This is a genomic window from Limnohabitans sp. (genome assembly GCF_044361645.1).
Lineage (GTDB): Bacteria > Pseudomonadota > Gammaproteobacteria > Burkholderiales > Burkholderiaceae_C > Limnohabitans_A.
In genome coordinates, this window is sequence record NZ_JBIKIL010000076.1 from 1 (window position 1) to 17,785 (window position 17,785).

Genomic DNA, 17,785 nt, shown 5'->3' on the forward strand with positions numbered 1-17,785 from the left:
CCACATGGACATGGGCACCGATTGGGCGATCTCGGTGGCGCTTTGGGTCGAGGCCACAAAAGTCAGGTACAGCGGGAAGGCCACGATCACCACCCCCAGGATCAGCACCAGGTGAGACAGGACCGTGAGGCCGGGTCGTTTTTCAATCATGGGGGCGGACTCAGTACTGGACTTTTTTCTCGACAAAACGGAACTGCACCACCGTCAGCGCCACCACGATCAGCATCAAAATCACCGACTGCGCGGCCGAGCCGCCCATGTCCAGCGCCTTGAAGCCGTCGTAATAGACCTTGTAGACCAAGATGGCGGTGTCTTTGCCCGGGCCGCCTTGGGTGGTGGCGTCGATGATGCCGAAGGTGTCAAAAAAGGCATAAACCACGTTGATCACCAAGAGGAAAAACGTGGTGGGTGAAAGCAAGGGAAACACAATGGTCCAAAAGCGGTGCCAGGGGCTGGCCCCATCGATGGCGGCGGCCTCCAGCAGGGATTTGGGGATGGACTGCAGCCCGGCCAAAAAGAACAAGAAGTTGTAGGAGATTTGCTTCCACACGGCAGCCACCACGATCAGGGTCATGGCGTGGCCCGAATCGAGCAAGTGGTTCCACTCGATGCCCACAGAGCGCAGGTAAAAAGCGATGACGCCCATGGGCGAGGCAAACATGAACAGCCACAGCACGCCCGCCACCACTGGGGCGACTGCGTAAGGCCAAATGAGCAAGGTTTTGTAGATGGCCGCGCCTTTGAGCACACGGTCGGCCATGACGGCCAACAAGAGCGAGATGACCAGGCCGGAAACGGCCACCAGCAAAGAAAAAACAGCCGTGGTTTTGAAGGATTCGAGGTAGGTGCTGTCGGCAAACAGGCGCTCAAAGTTCTCCATGCCGACAAATTCGGTGCTGGTGCCAAAAGCGTCTTGTGACAGCACGCTTTGGTACAAGGCCTGTCCAGCGGGCCAGAAAAAGAACACCAGCACAATGGCCATTTGCGGTGCTATGAGCAGCCAGGGCAACCATCGGGACTGAAATCGAACGCGTTTTTCCATGGGGGCTCAGTTCAGACAAGCTAAAAAACTGAAAAGCAGGGACCCAAGGGCCCTGCTTTCAAGACACAGGCTGGGCAGCAAGCGGCCCAGCACAGGTTTACTTGTTGGCTTTTTGGAAGCGCTCGAGCTGCTCGTTGCCACGTTTGACCGCAGCGTCCAGCGCTTCTTTGGGGTCTTTTTTACCCGCCCAGACCTGTTCGAGCTCTTCGTCGTTGATGGTGCGGATCTGCACGAAGTTGCCCAAGCGGATGCCGCGTGACTTCTCGGTAGTCTTGCGGATCATTTGATCCACGGACACGTCGGTGCCGGGGTTTTGCTTGTAAAAGCCCGATTTCTCGGTCATCTCATACGACGCCTTGGTCAGCGGCAGGTAGCCGGTGCGCTGGTGGCTCTTGGCCGCTTCTTCGGCTTTGGACAGGTGGGCAAAGAACTGGGCCACGCCCTTGTATTCGTTGTCCTTCTTGCCTGACATCACCCACAGGCTGGCACCACCGATCACGGTGTTTTGCGGTGAACCCGCCACATCGGGGTAGTAAGGCAAGGTGCTGATGCCGCTGGCGAACTTGGCGTTGCGCTTGATGTTGCCGTACAGCGCAGACGACCCGGTCATCATGGCGCATTCACCTGCCACAAAGACTGCATCGGCCGCGCTGCCCCGACCTTTGTAAACGAACAAGCCGGTTTTGGCCATGTTGGCCAAGTTATCGATGTGGCGCACGTGCAAGGGGCTGTTGAAGTTCAAGCGGGCGTCGATGCCGCGCATGCCGTTGCCCTTGGTGGCGAATTCGGTGTTGTGCCAGGCCGAGAAACTTTCGAGCTGGGTCCAGCTCACCCAGCTGGTGGTGAAGGGGCACTTGTGGCCCGAGGCCTTGAGCTTGCCAGCGGCCAGCGCCACTTCGGGCCAGGTTTTTGGTGGCTTTTCGGGGTCCAGGCCAGCGGCCTTGAAGGCGTCCTTGTTGTAATGGAAAACGGTGGTCGAGCTGTTGAACGGGAAGCTCAGCATCTGCCCATTGGGGGCGGTGTAATAACCGGCCACGGCAGGCACGTAGGCGTTGGCGTCAAAGGTGACCCCAGCTTTTTTCATGACCTCGCCCACGGGCACGATGGCGCCCTTGCTGGCCATCATGGTGGCGGTGCCCACTTCGAACACCTGCAGGATGTGCGGGGCATTGCCCGAGCGAAATGCGGCAATGGCCGCCGTCATCGATTCGTCGTAGCTGCCCTTGAAGGTGGGCACAATTTTGTAGTCTTTTTGGCTGTTGTTGAAGTCTTTGGCCAAGTCGTTGACCCATTCACCCAAGGCGCCGCCCATGGAGTGCCACCACTGGACTTCGGTTTGAGCCTGGGCTGACACGCTGGCCAGGCCCAAGGTCAAGGCAGAGAGGGTGAGTTGCAGTTGGCGTTTCATAAAGTTCCCTAAAAGAGTGACAGAGTGTTGAAAAGAAACCAAACAAGGACATCTTGACTTGGTGAATATGCGTTCAGAAGATGACTTTTTTATTTAAACCTCATGAATGAATTGTGACAACCCGGACTTTCCATGAGTGCAGCGGCCCTCAAGCCATGCGCCTGTGCGGTGCCCCCACCCTCTGCGCGTGTTTGCTGCACTGCGGTAACATCCCTTCTCAGCCGGTTTGACACTTGTTTCGGGTCTGGCTGACAGCGTCATCAGCGACGTTTTTGACTGCACCACACCCATGAATGCACCCACCACGCTCCAACATTTGATGCAAGCCGACGCCGATGCGCCGCGTTTGCGCGAGATTCCATACAACTACACCAGCTTTTCAGACCGCGAGATCGTGCTGCGTTTGTTGGGCGAGTCGGCATGGGATTTGCTCAACGAATTGCGTGGCGAGCGCCGAACAGGCCGTTCGGCCCGCATGTTGTACGAGGTGCTCGGCGATATTTGGGTGGTTGAGCGCAACCCTTACCTGCAAGACGACTTGCTGGACAACCCCAGCCGCCGCAAATTGCTGGTCGAAGCCCTGCAGCACCGCTTAGGCGAGGTGCAAAAGCGCCGGACCCCCAGCTTGGATGCCGGCCGAGACGCTTTGGTCGGCCAGTTGTTGGTGTTGGCCAGTCAAGCGGTAGTTCAGTTCAACGAACGCTTCACCCGCATGGCCAAGCTGCGCAGCCAGGTGCAAAAGAGCTTGGGGCGCCTCACGGCCAAGGACAACATCAAGTTTGACGGCCTGTCGCGCGTCAGCCACGTGACCGATGCGACCGATTGGCGCGTGGAATACCCCTTTGTGGTGCTGACCCCCGACACCGAGACCGAGATGGCCGGACTGGTCAAGGGCTGCATCGATCTGGGCCTGACCATCGTGCCACGGGGCGGCGGCACGGGCTACACCGGCGGTGCCATTCCCTTGACCTGGAAGAGCGCGGTCATCAACACCGAAAAGCTCGAAGCCATGACCGAGGTCGAGATGGTCGACTTGCCAGGCATCGCGCACCCGATTCCCACCATCTACACCGAAGCCGGTGTGGTGACCCAGCGTGTGGCCGATGCGGCCGAGCGCGGCGGTTTTGTGTTCGCGGTCGACCCGACCTCGGCCGAGGCCAGTTGCATTGGCGGCAACATCGCCATGAACGCGGGTGGCAAAAAGGCGGTGCTGTGGGGCACGGCGCTCGACAACTTGGCCAGCTGGCGCATGGTCACGCCCGACGCCGAGTGGCTGGATGTGGTGCGCATGGACCACAACATGGGCAAGATCCACGATGCCGAAGTCGCCACTTTTGAGTTGCGTTACTTCAAGGCCGACGGCAAAACCCCGATCCGCACCGAAACCTTGGTGATTCCGGGCAAGACTTTCCGCAAGGAAGGCTTGGGCAAGGACGTGACCGACAAGTTTTTGAGCGGTCTGCCGGGTGTGCAAAAAGAAGGCTGCGACGGCCTGATCACCAGCGCCCGTTGGGTGCTGCACCGCATGCCCACGCATGTGCGCACCGTGTGCATGGAGTTTTTTGGCCACGCCCGAGAGGCCGTGCCCAGCATTGTCGAGATCAAAGACTTCATGTTTGCCGAGCAAAAGCGCAGCGGCACCGTGATGGCGGGCCTGGAGCATTTGGACGACCGCTATTTACGGGCAGTGGGTTACTCCACCAAATCCAAGCGCGGGGGCTTCCCCAAGATGGTGCTGATCGGAGACATCGCAGGCGACAACCCCGACGATGTGGCCAAGGCCACCAGTGAGATCGTGCGCATTGCCAACTCGCGCAGCGGCGAAGGTTTTGTGGCCATCAGCCCGGAGGCACGCAAAAAGTTCTGGCACGACCGCAAAAAGACCGCCGCCATTTCGCGCCACACCAACGCCTTCAAGGTCAATGAAGACGTGGTGATCCCGTTGCCGCGCATGGCCGAGTACACCGACGGCATCGAGCGCATCAACATTGAGCTGAGCCTGCGCAACAAGCTCAATCTGTGCCGTGAAATCGAAGCCTTTTTGGAGCGAGGCAACCTGCCCTTGGGCAAGCAAGACGAGGCCAGCGACATCCCGTCGGCCGAGTTGCTGGAAGACCGCGTGGCGCAAGCCCTGGCCGTGGTGCGCGAGGTGCGGGCGCAGTGGCAAGGCTGGTTGACCGATGTGGACAACTTGTTCCCTCAGCTGCAAGAACACACTTTGCGCGCCAGCTGGAAGACGCAAATCCGCCCGGCTTTCCAAAACATCTTTTCGGGCTCGGCCTTTTTGCCGATCCTGACCGAGGTCACGGCCATTCACCAGCGCGTGCTCAAGGGCCGCGTGTGGGTGGCGCTGCACATGCACGCGGGTGACGGCAATGTGCACACCAACATCCCCGTCAACTCCGACAACTACGAGATGCTGCAAACCGCCCATGAAGCGGTGGCCCGCATCATGGTGCTGGCGCGCAGCTTGGACGGCGTGATCTCGGGCGAGCACGGCATTGGCATCACCAAGCTGGAGTTTTTGACCGACGCCGAGTTGGCCAACTTCACCGCCTACAAGGCCAAGGTGGACCCTGAGGGGCGCTTCAACAAAGGCAAGCTGCTGCGTGGCGCGGCCCTCACCGGCTTGGGCGACGACGTGCACGCCGCCGATTTGACGCACGCCTACACGCCCAGTTTTGGCCTGATGGGCCACGAGTCGCTGATCATGCAGCAGTCGGACATTGGTGCCATCGCGGCCAGCGTCAAAGACTGCCTGCGCTGCGGCAAGTGCAAACCGGTGTGTGCCACGCATGTGCCGCGCGCCAACTTGTTGTACAGCCCGCGCAACAAAATCTTGGCCACCTCCTTGCTGGTCGAGGCTTTCTTGTACGAAGAGCAGACGCGGCGAGGCATTTCCATCAAGCATTGGCAAGAGTTTGAGGACGTGGCCGATCACTGCACCGTGTGCCACAAATGCCTGTCGCCGTGCCCGGTGGACATCGACTTTGGCGAGGTGTCCATGAACATGCGCAACCTGCTGCGCAAGATGGGGCAAAAAAGCTTTCGACCCGGCAACGCGGCGGCCATGTTCATGTTGAACGCGACCAACCCCGAAACCATCAAGCTGGCGCGCATGGCCATGGTGGGCGTGGGCATGAATGTGCAGCGCTTTGTGGCCGGTTTGCTCAAGGGTGTGGCGCGCAAACAAACCAGTGCACCGCCCGCTTCGGTGGGCACCGCGCCCATCAAGGAGCAGGTGATCCACTTCATCAACAAGAAGATGCCCGGCAATCTGCCCAAGAAAACCGCGCGCGCTTTGCTGGACATTGAAGACAACGACTACGTGCCCATCATCCGCAACCCCAAGACCACCAATGCCGAGACCGAGGCGGTGTTTTATTTCCCCGGTTGTGGCTCCGAGCGCTTGTTCAGCCAAGTGGGCTTGGCCACGCAGGCCATGCTCTGGCATGTGGGGGTGCAAACCGTTTTGCCACCGGGCTACCTGTGCTGTGGTTATCCGCAAAAGGGCTCAGGTCAGTTTGACAAGGCCGAGAAGATCATCACCGACAACCGGGTGCTGTTCCACCGGGTGGCCAACACGCTCAATTACCTGGACATCAAGACCGTGGTGGTGAGCTGCGGCACGTGTTATGACCAGTTGCAGGGCTATGAGTTCGACAAGATTTTCCCCGGCTGCCGCATCATCGACATCCACGAGTTTTTGCTGGAAAAAGGCATGAAGCTGGACGCCGGTGGCGCTTACCTGTACCACGACCCTTGCCACACGCCCATGAAGTTGCAAGAGCCCATGAAGACCGTCAAAGCCCTGCTGGGCGACAACGTGATCGAGAGCAAGCGTTGTTGTGGCGAGTCGGGCACCTTGGGCGTGACGCGCCCGGACATCTCGACGCAGGTGCGCTTTCGCAAAGAAGAAGAGCTGCTCAAAGGCGAGGCGGCGCTGCGCGACAGCGGTGCCCTGGCCCCAGAGGCCAATGTGAAAATCTTGACCAGCTGCCCCAGCTGCCTGCAAGGCTTGTCGCGCTTTGGCGACGACATGAAAAACGGCCTGCTCGAAGCCGACTACATTGTGGTCGAGATGGCCAAGCACATTCTGGGCGAGCAGTGGATGCCCGAGTACGTCAGCGCCGCCAATGCAGGCGGCATCGAGCGCGTGCTGGTGTAAGCCCAGCGCGCAAACCGACAGCAAAACTTCGAAAGCAAACGATGGCCGGATTGAAAAAAGACATGCCCCACCCCGAGTCGCTGACCCTGCACGGTCAGACCCGGGTGCTGGAAATCGGGTTTTCTGACGGGGCGCAGTTCCGCATCCCCTTCGAGCTGATGCGCGTGTACTCGCCTTCGGCCGAAGTGCAAGGCCACGGCCCGGGCCAAGAAGTGCTGCAAACCGGCAAGCGCGAAGTGGGCATTGCCGAGATCGAGCCTGTGGGCAACTACGCGGTCAAGCCCACCTTCACCGACGGGCACGAGTCGGGCTTGTTCACCTGGGAATACCTGTACTTTCTGGGCGACCAGGAAGCCGCTCTTTGGAAGCAGTACGAAGACCGATTGCAAGCCGCAGGCATGAGCCGCGACGCCAGCATGGTCGAAGCCGCAGCGGGCGGCAGCTGCGGTCACAAGCATTGAGGACCTTGGCATGAGCAGCACCCACTTTGGTTTCAAAACCGTCGACGAACGCGACAAAGCCCAGCATGTGCGTGGCGTGTTCGACTCGGTCGCGGCCAAATACGACGTGATGAACGACCTCATGTCCATGGGCCTGCACCGCGTGTGGAAGGCTTACACCACACAAGTGGCCAAGCTCAAGCCGGGCGATCAGGTGCTGGACATCGCGGGCGGCACAGGCGACTTGTCCATGGCCTTTGCCCAAAAAGTGGGGCCCACAGGCCGCGTGGTGCACACCGACATCAACGAAGCCATGCTGTCCACCGGGCGCAACCGCCTGCTGGACCAAGGCTTGGCCTTGCCCACCTTGGTGTGCGATGCCGAGCAACTGCCTTTTCCCGATGACCACTTCAACCTGGTCAGTGTGGCTTTTGGCTTGCGCAACATGACGCACAAAGACGTGGCCTTGAAAGAAATGTGCCGTGTCCTCAAGCCCGGTGGCAAATTGTTGGTACTGGAGTTTTCCAAAGTAGCCAAGCCCTTGGAAAAAGCCTACGACTGGTACAGCTTCAAAGTCTTGCCCCAGTTGGGCAAATTGGTGGCGGGTGACGCCGACAGCTACCGTTACTTGGCCGAATCCATCCGCATGCACCCCGGGCAAGAAGACCTGAAAACCCTTATGAAAAGTGCCGGATTTGGGCATGTGGATTTTCACAATTTGTCGGCTGGGGTGGTAGCCTTGCACATGGGTATCAAATGTTGATATCCGAACATTGATTTTCCGAGTTGGAGACACCATGAACAACAAGTTGATGACCCTGATGATTGCAGGCGTGATGACGCTGGGCAGTCTGAATGCTGAAGCTGCTCGCCGCATGGGCGGCGGCAAGTCATTTGGCCAGCAGTCCAACCAAGTCACCAAACGAGATGCTGCACCGCAAACCCCTGCTGCGCCAGCACAAAATGCCGCGCCGGCCAATGCAGCCAAGCCAGGTGCTGCGCCTGCGGCAGCCGCTGCCAGGAAGCCATGGGGTGCCATGTTGGGCGGTTTGGCCGCTGGTTTGGGTTTGGCTTGGTTGGCCAGCTCTCTGGGCTTGGGTGAAGCCTTTGGCAACATTTTGATGATGCTGCTGATAGGTGCCGCTGTTGTTTTCATCATTGGTATGGTCATGCGTGCCCGGCGCAATGGTTCATCCTCTGCGGTGGGCGGTCTGGCGATGCAGGGTGCGGGTGCCTCGGCAGAAAACCCGGCCACATTCAGGCAGTACAGCCCCAATAACGTTGGCAACGACGCTTCGGCCCGACCTTGGGAGGCACCAAACAGCCGTTTTGATTCCTCTGCCGCCGCGCAGTCGTCGGGCTCCATGATCGGTTCGGGCATCGGATCTGGTTTGAGTGGTTCGCAAAGCTGGGGTGTTCCAGCCGGTTTCGATGTCGACAGCTTCATCACCGCAGCCAAGCGCAATTTTGTGACGCTGCAAGACGCCTGGGACCGCTCAGACATCAGCGCACTTCGCGCCATGATGACCGATGCCATGGTGCTCGAAATTCGCAACCAACTGTCTGAGCGCGAAGCGCAGTTTCCCGGCCAGCCCAACAAAACCGAGGTGGTCATGCTGGACGCCCAATTGTTGGGCATTGAAGAGCAGGCCGACGCTTACATGGCCAGTGTCGAGTTCAACGGCATGATCCGCGAAGATGCAGCCTCAGGCCCAAGCCCATTCCGTGAAGTCTGGAACATGACCAAATCCAAACAAGGCGGCGGCTGGTTGGTGGCAGGCGTGCAAGCCTTGCAATAATGCCCGGGCCCCCGGGTGGGCCCGCACTTTCGTGAATAATCGGGGACTATGGCAACACAGTCCCCTTTTTCATGGGCCGCGCAGGCGCTACCCGACCTTGCGGCTCAACTGACCCAGCAGTTTTCAGCCACTTTTCAGCCTCCAGCGTGGGTGCTCGATGAGAGCGTTAACCGGTTGGTTTTGTTCCTCAACCATGTGCTGATGAGCGAACCCGAAGCCATGACGCGTTTGGCTCGCCAAAAGGGACAGCGCATCGACTTGGTCTGGGGGCGCATTCAGCTGCAACTGACACCCACCCCTGCGGGCCTTTTGGAGCGCTGCCGCTTGGACGGCTTTGACTTGCGCTTGACAGTGACCGAAGAAACCCCGCTCGCCTTGGCCGCGGCGCTGGCCCGTGGCGACAAGCCCAAGGTGCGCATTGAAGGTGATGTGCAATTGGCGGCTGAGATCAACTGGTTGATCGACCATGTGCGCTGGGATGCCGAGGAAGATCTGGCCCGCCTGATGGGCGATGCCGCGGCCCACACCTTGGCACAAGTCGCTCGGCACGCCACCAACACCCTGCGCGCCTTTGTGGCCAAGCGATCCAGCACCGAGTTGCGCACAGGTGGCGGGACATGATGCGCTGGAGCCGTTATGGGCGCGGTGCATTCATTGTTTTCATCGTCTTGCGCTACGGCTTAGACGAATTGGTGCTGGCGAGTTTTCAAAAACCCTGGCTGCGCGTTTTGGCCCGGGTCTTGTCGGTGGGGCGTGATTTGCGCTCACCTCGCGCAGTGCGCTTGCGTGAAGCTTTGGAGCGTTTGGGGCCGATTTTTGTGAAGTTTGGCCAGGTGCTGTCCACCCGCCGTGATCTGCTGGCTCCCGATATCGCCGAAGAGCTGGCCAAGCTTCAAGACCGGGTGCCGCCTTTCAGCTCGGCCATCGCGGTGGCATCGATCGAGCGCGCCTTCAACCGCAAAGTGGATGACATTTTCGAAACTTTTGAGCGCGAACCTGTGGCCAGCGCCTCGATTGCGCAAGTGCACTTTGCCACCTTGCGGGGCAAATCTGGCGATGTCCGTGAGGTGGCCATCAAGGTGTTGCGCCCAGGCATGTTGCCTGTCATCGACAAAGACATCAGCCTCATGCGCATGATGGCCGGTTGGGTTGAAAGCCTGAGCGCCGATGGCAAACGCCTCAAACCCCGAGAGGTGGTGGCCGAGTTCGACAAGTACCTGCACGACGAGTTGGATCTGGTGCGCGAAGCGGCCAATGCCGCCCAACTGCGGCGCAACATGCAAGGGCTCAACCTGGTGCTGATCCCCGAGATGATTTGGGATTTTTGCCACCCCGAGGTCATCGTCATGGAGCGCATGCATGGCGTGCCCATCAGCCAGGTGGACCGCTTGCGCGACGCGGGTGTGGACATTCCCAAACTGGCGCGCGATGGCGTGACGCTGTTTTTCACACAAGTTTTTCGCGACGGCTTTTTCCATGCGGACATGCACCCCGGCAACATCCAGGTGAGCTTGGCCCCAGAAACCTTTGGCCGCTACATTTCACTGGACTTTGGCATCGTGGGCACGCTCACCGAATACGATAAAGAGTATTTGGCGCAAAATTTCACCGCTTTTTTTCGACGTGATTACAAGCGCGTGGCGGAATTGCACATCGAGTCGGGGTGGGTCCCAGCGGAGACCCGGGTGGACGAGCTGGAGTCGGCCATTCGCGCAGTCTGCGAGCCTTATTTTGACCGCCCGCTGAAGGAGATTTCCTTGGGCATGGTGCTGATGCGCCTGTTCCAGACTTCACGTCGTTTCCAGGTCGAAATCCAGCCCCAGTTGGTGTTGCTGCAAAAAACCTTGCTCAACATCGAAGGCTTGGGGCGCGACTTGGACCCCGAGTTGGACCTTTGGAGCACGGCCAAGCCATTTTTAGAAACCTGGATGCTGGAGCAAATCGGTCCTCAAAAGCTGTGGGAGGAGCTCAAGGCGCAAGCCCCGCACTACGCCAAATTGTTTCCGCAGTTGCCGCGTTTGCTGCACGACTACTTGAAGCCACAGCGCCACGCAAACGAGGCGTTCGACGTGGCGCAACTGCTCAAGGAGCAGCGTAAAACCAACGCCATGCTGCAAAGCCTGCTGTACATTGGTTTGGGTTTTGTGGTGACCATGGTGTTGTTTCAAATTTGGACCCATTTGGCTTGGCGTTTCTGAACGCGAACCGCGCACTGGGCCTGTTGGGGTTGACGCCAGCGTGCGCTGCTGTGCGAAATCCAATCAGCCCTAAAAGACCCTTGACGGGCCCGCAAAACCCCCAAAACCCCCAAAGCCCTCAAAGCCCTCAAAGCCCATTGATGCACTTCAAGCTCGTTTTTTGCGGGCTTGCCGGGCCGAGTAAACACCGAATGCCACAACCGCCAAGGTGACCACCAGCATCAGCAAGGTGGCTGCTGCATACACAGAGGGGTTCACGCCCCGTCTGGCGTAGCTGAAAATCACCTGTGGCAATGTGGTCACACCTGGGCCCGACAAAAATTCTGAAATCACCACATCGTCGAACGAAAGTGTGAAAGTCAGCAGCCATGCCGCGAGCAAAGCCTGGGAAATATTGGGCAAGGTCACCAAAAAAAACACTTGACCCGGACGGCATCCCAAGTCCATCGCCGCCTCTTCCAGCGACCGGTCCATTTCTTTGAGCCGCGATTGAATGACCACCGTGGCATAGGCCATGCCCAACAAAACGTGTCCCAGCACAATCGTCGTCAGACCACGGTCGGGCCAACCCAGACTGCGTTGGGCGCTGACCGACAGCAGCAAAAGCGATAAACCAATGATGACCTCAGGCATGACCAAGGGGGCATTCAACATGGCCGTGAAAACCTTGCGACCGCGAAACTGGGTGTAGCGCACCAAGGTATAGGCCGCCAGCGTGGCCAGCACCACCGACAAAGATGCGGTGATGAACGCCACCTTCAATGACACCCAAAAGCCTTCGAGCAGCCTTGGGTCATTGGCCAGCGCCTCGTACCAGCGCCATGAAAACCCGGTGAATTTGCTGTCTTGGCGGGTGCTGTTGAAGGAAAAAACCACCAAAAAAGCCAAGGGTGCGAACAAAAAGCCATACACCAAAGCCATCCAAAGCTTGCCCACATGGGTTTGGAGCCAACGCGTCATGCTTGCTCCTTTTCGGCTTGGCGGGCCACTTTGGCGTTGTACCAAGCCAGGGGCAGCACCACGCCCAATATCATCACCACCGCCAAAGCCGAGGCGCGCGGCCAATTGTTGCTGCTGAACATTTCATCCCAAACCACGCGGCCAATCATCACGTTTTCGGCGCCGCCCAGCAAGGAAGGGATCACAAACTCACCCAAACAGGGAATGAAAACCAGCATGGAGCCGGCCAAGATACCCGAACGGCTCAAAGGCACTGTGACCAACCAAAAAGCCTTCCAGGGACTGGCCCCAAGGTCGTGTGCAGCTTCCAGCAAACGTGGATCGAGTTTGACCAAGGTGGCATACACCGGCAACACCATGAAGGGCAGGTAAACATAGGTCATGCCCACCAGCATCGAGACGTCGGTATAAAGCATTGGGATTGGCTCTTGGATCAGCCCCATCCAGAGCAACAGATTGTTCAAGATGCCTTGGTCGGCCAAGATGCCTTTCCATGCGTAGACGCGCAGCAAAAATGATGTCCAAAAAGGCAGCATCACCAGCATCAGCAAAACGGGTCGCACATGGGCCGGAGCCCGCGCTAAAAAATAGGCAAAAGGGTAGCCCAGAAACAAACAAAAAACAGTCGTCCAAAAAGCGTACTTGAGCGAGAGCCAGTAAGCGCCAATGTACAAAGTGTCACCCCAGCGGCCATCGCGATCGACCAGCAAACTGATGTAGTGGCTCAGCTTGAGGTTGAGTTGCCAGCCATCGGTCTCGGTGTGGCTCAGCAAGGGTGCGAATGGGTTGAGTTGTTCACCCATGTCGGTCACACTCAAACGCAACAAAATCACAAAAGGCGCGGCAAAAAACACCCACAACCAAAGGGTTGGAATGCCCATGACGGTGCGTCGACCGGGACGCAAGCGTGCGGCGAGGCGAGAAAAAATGGGGCTCATGTTGTCAACAGCACGCCAGCTTGGGTGTCCCAAAAACAATGAACCGTGTCGCCCCAGACAATGTCGTCCTCGTGGTTTCGGCTGCGGTTGGTTTGGGTGACTTTGAGCACACTGCCGTCAGGCAGTTTCACAATGTAGGTGCTGTAACTGCCCATGTAGGCAATCTCGCTGACCACGCCCGAGACGCTGTTGGCTGAGCGTGCCGAGCCTGCGTCGGGGGGGCGTTTGTCGATGCGGATTTTTTCGGGACGCACCGCCAAGGACAAGGCCATGCCCTGGGGGTGCGACGAACCGTGTCCGAGTGTGAAATGACCTTGTGGCGTCAAAATGTCGGACTGCCGCGTGTCCGCCTGCAACAAATGGCCATCGAACAAATTGATGTTGCCAATGAAGTCTGCAACAAACCGGCAATTGGGGGCTTCGTAAATTTCGGTCGGACTGCCCAATTGCAAAATCCGGCCTTGGCTCATGACCGCAATGCGCGAGGCCATGGTCATGGCCTCCTCTTGGTCGTGCGTGACCATGACGCAGGTCACCCCAATCGACTCGATGATGTTGACCAATTCGAACTGGGTTTGTTCGCGAAGTTTTTTGTCCAAAGCGCCGAGTGGTTCGTCCAGCAAAAGAAGTTGCGGTTTACGTGCCAAGCTGCGGGCCAAGGCCACGCGCTGTTGTTGACCGCCAGACAATTGGTGGGGCTTTCGGGTCGAGAACTTTTGCAATTGCACCAAGTCCAACATGGCCTCCACCCGTTGGGCCATGGCATCTTTGTCCATGCCCATGCGGCGCAGACCAAAGGCAATATTTTCCCAAACCGACAAATGGGGGAACAAAGCGTAGGACTGGAACATCATGTTGATGGGCCGCTCGTAGGGCTGCAGCAAGCTGATGTCTTGCTCGCCCAAAAATATCTGACCAGAGGAGGGCGATTCAAAGCCCGCAAGCATGCGCAGCAAAGTCGACTTGCCGCAGCCAGAGCTGCCCAGCAGCGCGAAGATCTCGCCTTTGCCAATGTCCAAGCTGACATCATCTACAGCCAAAGCGCTGTCAAAACGCTTGGTCAGATTTTGGATGCGGAGAAAACCATGCGGTTCAGGCAGAGTCGAGGTCATGGGGTGTCTTTCGGGGCAAAACGAAAGGCTGTGCACGCGTGGTGCACAGCCTGAGTTCAGGGGTTTGCCGCAAGGGCAGACCTCACTTGCCTTGTTTGAAGCGGGTGTAGGCCGCAGTCAAGGATTCACGCGTTGAATTGCTCAAGCTGGCCGGTGAAACCGCCTGTTGCAAACTGGCTTCGTCCAAAAACACGCTCTTGTTTTGGGCCATTTCAGGGGCAACAAAAGCGATGCTGGCTTTGTTGGCTGTGGGGTAACTCAGTTCGTTGGTCAAAGCGGCAGAAACTTCGGGTTTCAAAAAGTAGTTGATGAAGGCCATGGCGTTGTTGGGGTGCTTGGCATCTTTGGGCACGGCCAAATTGTCAAAAAACAGCAAGCCCCCGGTTTGGGGTACCAAAGCCTCGATTTCTTCAGCACTTTGGTTTTCGATGGCGCGGCTGCGGGCAATGTTGATGTCGCCAGCCCAGCCCAGCACCACGCAAGCTTTGCCCCCGGCCAAGTCATCGATCAAAGTGCTGGAGAACAAGCGGATGTCTTTGCGCACCAAAGCCAACATGTCACCCGCAGCCTTGTGATCGGCTGTGTCGGCCGAATAGGCGTTTTTGCCGATGTAGTGCAGAGCGGGTGGCATCACTTCGGTGGGGGAGTCCAAAAAGGCAATGCCGCAAGATTTGAGTTTGCTGGTGTAGGTGGGGTTGAAGACGAGGTCCCAAGCGTTGTCCGGCATGGGGGTGTTGCCCAGAGCTTTGGCCACTTTGGTCTTGTTGATGCCTACGGTGGTGAAGCTCCATGCCCAGGGCACCAAGTGAGCATTGCCGGGGTCGACCGCATCGAGTTTGGCCATGATGGCGCTGTCGAGGTTGGACAAATTGGGAATTTTTGACTTGTCCAAAGCCTGCAGCAAGCCCGCTTCAATTTGGGATTGGGCAAACACTGCGCCTGGAACCACGATGTCGTAGCCAGAGTTGCCAGCAATCAATTTGGCTTGCAGCACCTCGTTATTTTCGAAGGTCTGGTAATTGACCTGGATGCCAGTTTCTTTTTCAAAGTCACTGACCATGTTTTCGCTGATGTAATCGGGCCAGTTGTAGATGTTCAGCACTTTGGCTTCTGCATTGCTGGGGGCTGTTGCAGTCGCTGGGGCCGGTGCAGGGGCTGGCGTTTCTTTTTTTCCGCAAGCGGACAGTGCCAGAGTGCACAAAACGGTCAATACAAAACGTGTGTTCATGATCGTGAAAGCTCCTTAGAGATTTGGCGTGAGGTCAGGCACTGGGCCAATGCAGTTTTGACCCGCCGCGATTGTATAAGAAGGTGCTTTTATGGGTGATCCACAGCTTGTCATGCCAAGGTCAATGAAAGGGCGCGCGCTTGTGGCAACCCAAGACCCTGGTTTGGGCAGCTGGCATGGGCGCTGCGCAGGCGCGTTGCGTGCGGGCGTTCGATTTACAATCGAGGGTTACCATTTTTCCAGACAGGTTGCCTCTCATGCCCATTTACGCTTACAAGTGCGACGCCTGCGGTCATGCCAAAGATGTGCTGCAAAAAATGAGTGATCCCCCCTTGACCGATTGCCCAAGCTGTGGCGCGCCCAAATTCAGCAAAAAACTCACGGCTCCAGGCTTTCAGCTCAAAGGCACGGGCTGGTACGCCACCGACTTCAAAGGCTCAGGCGCTGCTGCTGCGCCAGCTGCTGCCACTGCCGATGCGGTGGCCGCTCCTGCCACCGCCGCGCCCGCTTCGGCTGGTGACAGCCCTGCCACCCCTGCGGCCAGTGCCAGCAGCTGTGCGGCTTCTTGCGCGTGTCATTGAGTACCTTTGTCAATATGTTCCATTTGCCCATGGCCCTGACATGAAACACCGCAGCTTCAAACAGTATTTTGTCACTGGCTTGCTGGTGTGGTTGCCCATGGGCATCACGGTGTGGGTCATCATGGGTTTGGTGGGTTTGCTCGACGCCATTTTTTTAGTGGTGCTGCACGCGGCCGACACCTTGATTCCCGGTGTGCACGCCAGCGCCGAATATTTGCGCGGCATCCCCGGTTTGGGCGTGGCCATCGTGGCCTTGGTGATTTTTGCCACGGGCGTGTTTGTTGCCAACATGTTTGGCCAATGGTGGTTGCGCAAATGGCACGGTTTAATGAACCGCATTCCTGTGGTGCGCAGCATTTACACCAGCGTCAAGCAGGTGGCCGATACCTTGTTCTCGGGAAGCGGTCATGCCTTTTCCAAGGCCTTGCTGGTGCAATACCCGCGCCAAGGTTGCTGGACCATCGCCTTTTTGACGGGCGCGCCTGGCGGTGAGGTGGCCACACACATGGACCAGCCCATGGTCAGCGTGTACGTGCCCACGACACCCAACCCCACCTCGGGTTTTTTCTTGATGATGCCCAAGGCGGATGTGGTGGAGTTGAACATGAGCGTCGACGATGCCCTCAAGTACATCATCTCAATGGGGGTCGTGGTGCCCGAAATGCGCGCACCCGCCCTCCAAACCGTGCCAGTGGCTGCGCCCCAGCCCGAACCTCGGCCTGTTTGAGGCTTGCTTGAGGCCTCTTTTTCACCCACTTTGCTTGCCCAATCTGAAAGTTTTACAACATGTCCATGCGCTCCCACTACTGCGGTCTGGTGACCGACGTTCTGATCGGTCAAACCGTGAGTTTGTGCGGCTGGGTGAATCGCCGCCGTGACCACGGTGGCGTCATCTTCATCGACCTGCGCGACCGCGAAGGCAATGTGCAAGTCGTGTGCGACCCGGATCGCCCCGACATGTTCAAGGTGGCCGAAGACGTGCGCAACGAGTACTGCGTGCAGATCAAAGGCAAGGTGCGCGCGCGCCCCGAGGGCACCAGCAACGACGGCTTGAAGAGCGGCAAGATCGAGGTCTTGTGCCACGAGTTGATCGTGTTGAACGAGTCGGTCACACCGCCTTTCCAAATCGATGACGACAACCTGTCGGAGACAACACGGCTGACGCACCGCGTGCTGGACCTGCGCCGCCCCTACATGCAAAACAACCTCATGCTGCGCTACAAGGTGGCGATGGAGGTGCGCAAGTACTTGGACGAGAACGGCTTTGTCGACATCGAAACCCCCATGCTGACCAAGAGCACGCCCGAAGGTGCGCGCGACTATCTGGTGCCCAGCCGCGTGCACGAGGGCCATTTCTTTGCCCTGCCCCAGTCGCCCCAACTCTTCAAGCAGTTGTTGATGGTGGCGGGCTTTGACCGTTATTACCAGATCACCAAGTGCTTTCGCGACGAAGACTTGCGCGCCGACCGCCAGCCCGAATTCACCCAGATCGACATCGAAACCTCCTTCCTCACCGAAGAAGAGATCCGCGACATGTTCCAGGGCATGATCAAGCGCGTGTTCCAAAAGACCATCGGTGTGGACTTGGGCGAATTCCCGGTCATGACCTACCAAGACGCCATGCACATCTACGGCTCTGACAAGCCCGATTTGCGCGTCAAGCTGCAGTTCACCGAAGTCACCGACGTCATGGGCGATGTGGACTTCAAGGTGTTCTCAGGCGCGGCCAACATGAAAGGCGGCCGCGTGGTCGCCCTGCGCGTGCCGGGTGGTTCGGTGGAAGGCGGTGGCATCAGCCGTGGTGAGATCGACGCTTACACCGAGTTCGTCAAGATCTACGGCGCCAAAGGCCTGGCTTACATCCGCGTCAACGACCTGTCCAAAGGCCGTGACGGTTTGCAGTCGCCCATC

The 17,785-nt window shown here is 58.2% G+C and carries 15 protein-coding genes; 9 read left to right on the forward strand and 6 right to left on the reverse strand.

The window, feature by feature from the left end:
* Nucleotides 1-160: 160 nt before the first annotated feature.
* Both ugpA and ugpB read right to left on the reverse strand, forming a co-directional pair.
* Nucleotides 161-1,042 (reverse strand): sn-glycerol-3-phosphate ABC transporter permease UgpA, encoded by an 882-nt coding sequence (gene ugpA / locus ACIQ39_RS12490; RefSeq protein WP_396434932.1) that lies wholly within the window; start codon nt 1,040-1,042, stop codon nt 161-163.
* A gap of 97 nt (nt 1,043-1,139) precedes the next feature.
* Nucleotides 1,140-2,450: a sn-glycerol-3-phosphate ABC transporter substrate-binding protein UgpB gene (ugpB, locus tag ACIQ39_RS12495; protein ID WP_396434933.1), complete on the reverse strand. Its 1,311-nt coding sequence runs from the start codon at nt 2,448-2,450 to the stop codon at nt 1,140-1,142.
* Nucleotides 2,451-2,739: 289 nt separating this feature from the next.
* On the opposite strand from ugpB, the gene ACIQ39_RS12500 reads away from it, so the two are divergent.
* The 6 genes from ACIQ39_RS12500 to ubiB all read left to right on the forward strand — a co-directional run bounded on the left by ACIQ39_RS12500 (nt 2,740) and on the right by ubiB (nt 11,055).
* Nucleotides 2,740-6,618: a DUF3683 domain-containing protein gene (locus ACIQ39_RS12500; RefSeq protein ID WP_396434934.1), complete on the forward strand. Its 3,879-nt coding sequence runs from the start codon at nt 2,740-2,742 to the stop codon at nt 6,616-6,618.
* Nucleotides 6,619-6,659: 41 nt separating this feature from the next.
* Nucleotides 6,660-7,079 carry a gamma-butyrobetaine hydroxylase-like domain-containing protein gene (locus ACIQ39_RS12505; RefSeq protein ID WP_396434935.1) on the forward strand — a complete coding sequence of 140 codons (420 nt, stop codon included), beginning with the start codon at nt 6,660-6,662 and terminating at the stop codon, nt 7,077-7,079.
* 10 nt (nt 7,080-7,089) lie between these two features.
* A complete protein-coding gene (gene ubiE / locus ACIQ39_RS12510; RefSeq protein WP_396434936.1) occupies nt 7,090-7,821 on the forward strand; it encodes a bifunctional demethylmenaquinone methyltransferase/2-methoxy-6-polyprenyl-1,4-benzoquinol methylase UbiE in 732 nt (243 codons plus the stop codon).
* A gap of 34 nt (nt 7,822-7,855) precedes the next feature.
* On the forward strand, nt 7,856-8,857 hold the full coding sequence (locus tag ACIQ39_RS12515) for a Tim44 domain-containing protein (protein ID WP_396434937.1): 1,002 nt from the start codon (nt 7,856-7,858) through the stop codon (nt 8,855-8,857).
* A gap of 201 nt (nt 8,858-9,058) precedes the next feature.
* On the forward strand, nt 9,059-9,478 hold the full coding sequence (locus ACIQ39_RS12520) for a hypothetical protein (protein ID WP_396434938.1): 420 nt from the start codon (nt 9,059-9,061) through the stop codon (nt 9,476-9,478).
* Nucleotides 9,475-11,055, forward strand: a complete 1,581-nt coding sequence (gene ubiB / locus ACIQ39_RS12525; protein ID WP_396434939.1) for a ubiquinone biosynthesis regulatory protein kinase UbiB — start codon at nt 9,475-9,477, stop codon at nt 11,053-11,055. The genes ACIQ39_RS12520 and ubiB overlap by 4 nt, the downstream gene beginning before the upstream one ends.
* Nucleotides 11,056-11,202: 147 nt before the next feature.
* Here ubiB and ACIQ39_RS12530 read toward each other — a convergent pair whose 3' ends face one another.
* From ACIQ39_RS12530 to ACIQ39_RS12545, 4 genes are all read right to left on the reverse strand, one after another.
* Entirely contained in the window at nt 11,203-12,015 is an 813-nt protein-coding gene (locus tag ACIQ39_RS12530; RefSeq protein WP_396434940.1) for an ABC transporter permease, read from the reverse strand.
* Entirely contained in the window at nt 12,012-12,953 is a 942-nt protein-coding gene (locus ACIQ39_RS12535) for an ABC transporter permease (protein ID WP_396434941.1), read from the reverse strand. The genes ACIQ39_RS12530 and ACIQ39_RS12535 overlap by 4 nt, the downstream gene beginning before the upstream one ends.
* On the reverse strand, nt 12,950-14,065 hold the full coding sequence (locus ACIQ39_RS12540) for an ABC transporter ATP-binding protein (RefSeq protein ID WP_396434942.1): 1,116 nt from the start codon (nt 14,063-14,065) through the stop codon (nt 12,950-12,952). The genes ACIQ39_RS12535 and ACIQ39_RS12540 overlap by 4 nt, the downstream gene beginning before the upstream one ends.
* Nucleotides 14,066-14,147: 82 nt before the next feature.
* Nucleotides 14,148-15,293, reverse strand: a complete 1,146-nt coding sequence (locus ACIQ39_RS12545; protein WP_396434943.1) for an extracellular solute-binding protein — start codon at nt 15,291-15,293, stop codon at nt 14,148-14,150.
* A 257-nt stretch (nt 15,294-15,550) separates the two neighbouring features.
* On the opposite strand from ACIQ39_RS12545, the gene ACIQ39_RS12550 reads away from it, so the two are divergent.
* From ACIQ39_RS12550 to aspS, 3 genes are all read left to right on the forward strand, one after another.
* Nucleotides 15,551-15,874, forward strand: a complete 324-nt coding sequence (locus ACIQ39_RS12550; protein ID WP_396434944.1) for an FmdB family zinc ribbon protein — start codon at nt 15,551-15,553, stop codon at nt 15,872-15,874.
* 40 nt (nt 15,875-15,914) lie between these two features.
* Nucleotides 15,915-16,601 (forward strand): DUF502 domain-containing protein, encoded by a 687-nt coding sequence (locus ACIQ39_RS12555; RefSeq protein ID WP_396434945.1) that lies wholly within the window; start codon nt 15,915-15,917, stop codon nt 16,599-16,601.
* A 59-nt stretch (nt 16,602-16,660) separates the two neighbouring features.
* The coding region (gene aspS, locus ACIQ39_RS12560) for an aspartate--tRNA ligase (RefSeq protein WP_396434946.1) at nt 16,661-17,785 on the forward strand (1,125 nt) is incomplete at its 3' end.

What these genes read in the sequence shown, in the direction of transcription:
- ugpA (WP_396434932.1), bottom strand. Translation starts at nt 1,042, where the DNA reads ATGGAAAAACGCGTTCGATTTCAGTCCCGATGGTTGCCCTGGCTGCTC.
- ugpB (WP_396434933.1), bottom strand. Translation starts at nt 2,450, where the DNA reads ATGAAACGCCAACTGCAACTCACCCTCTCTGCCTTGACCTTGGGCCTG.
- ACIQ39_RS12500 (WP_396434934.1), top strand. Translation starts at nt 2,740, where the DNA reads ATGAATGCACCCACCACGCTCCAACATTTGATGCAAGCCGACGCCGAT.
- ACIQ39_RS12505 (WP_396434935.1), top strand. Translation starts at nt 6,660, where the DNA reads ATGGCCGGATTGAAAAAAGACATGCCCCACCCCGAGTCGCTGACCCTG.
- ubiE (WP_396434936.1), top strand. Translation starts at nt 7,090, where the DNA reads ATGAGCAGCACCCACTTTGGTTTCAAAACCGTCGACGAACGCGACAAA.
- ACIQ39_RS12515 (WP_396434937.1), top strand. Translation starts at nt 7,856, where the DNA reads ATGAACAACAAGTTGATGACCCTGATGATTGCAGGCGTGATGACGCTG.
- ACIQ39_RS12520 (WP_396434938.1), top strand. Translation starts at nt 9,059, where the DNA reads ATGAGCGAACCCGAAGCCATGACGCGTTTGGCTCGCCAAAAGGGACAG.
- ubiB (WP_396434939.1), top strand. Translation starts at nt 9,475, where the DNA reads ATGATGCGCTGGAGCCGTTATGGGCGCGGTGCATTCATTGTTTTCATC.
- ACIQ39_RS12530 (WP_396434940.1), bottom strand. Translation starts at nt 12,015, where the DNA reads ATGACGCGTTGGCTCCAAACCCATGTGGGCAAGCTTTGGATGGCTTTG.
- ACIQ39_RS12535 (WP_396434941.1), bottom strand. Translation starts at nt 12,953, where the DNA reads ATGAGCCCCATTTTTTCTCGCCTCGCCGCACGCTTGCGTCCCGGTCGA.
- ACIQ39_RS12540 (WP_396434942.1), bottom strand. Translation starts at nt 14,065, where the DNA reads ATGACCTCGACTCTGCCTGAACCGCATGGTTTTCTCCGCATCCAAAAT.
- ACIQ39_RS12545 (WP_396434943.1), bottom strand. Translation starts at nt 15,293, where the DNA reads ATGAACACACGTTTTGTATTGACCGTTTTGTGCACTCTGGCACTGTCC.
- ACIQ39_RS12550 (WP_396434944.1), top strand. Translation starts at nt 15,551, where the DNA reads ATGCCCATTTACGCTTACAAGTGCGACGCCTGCGGTCATGCCAAAGAT.
- ACIQ39_RS12555 (WP_396434945.1), top strand. Translation starts at nt 15,915, where the DNA reads ATGAAACACCGCAGCTTCAAACAGTATTTTGTCACTGGCTTGCTGGTG.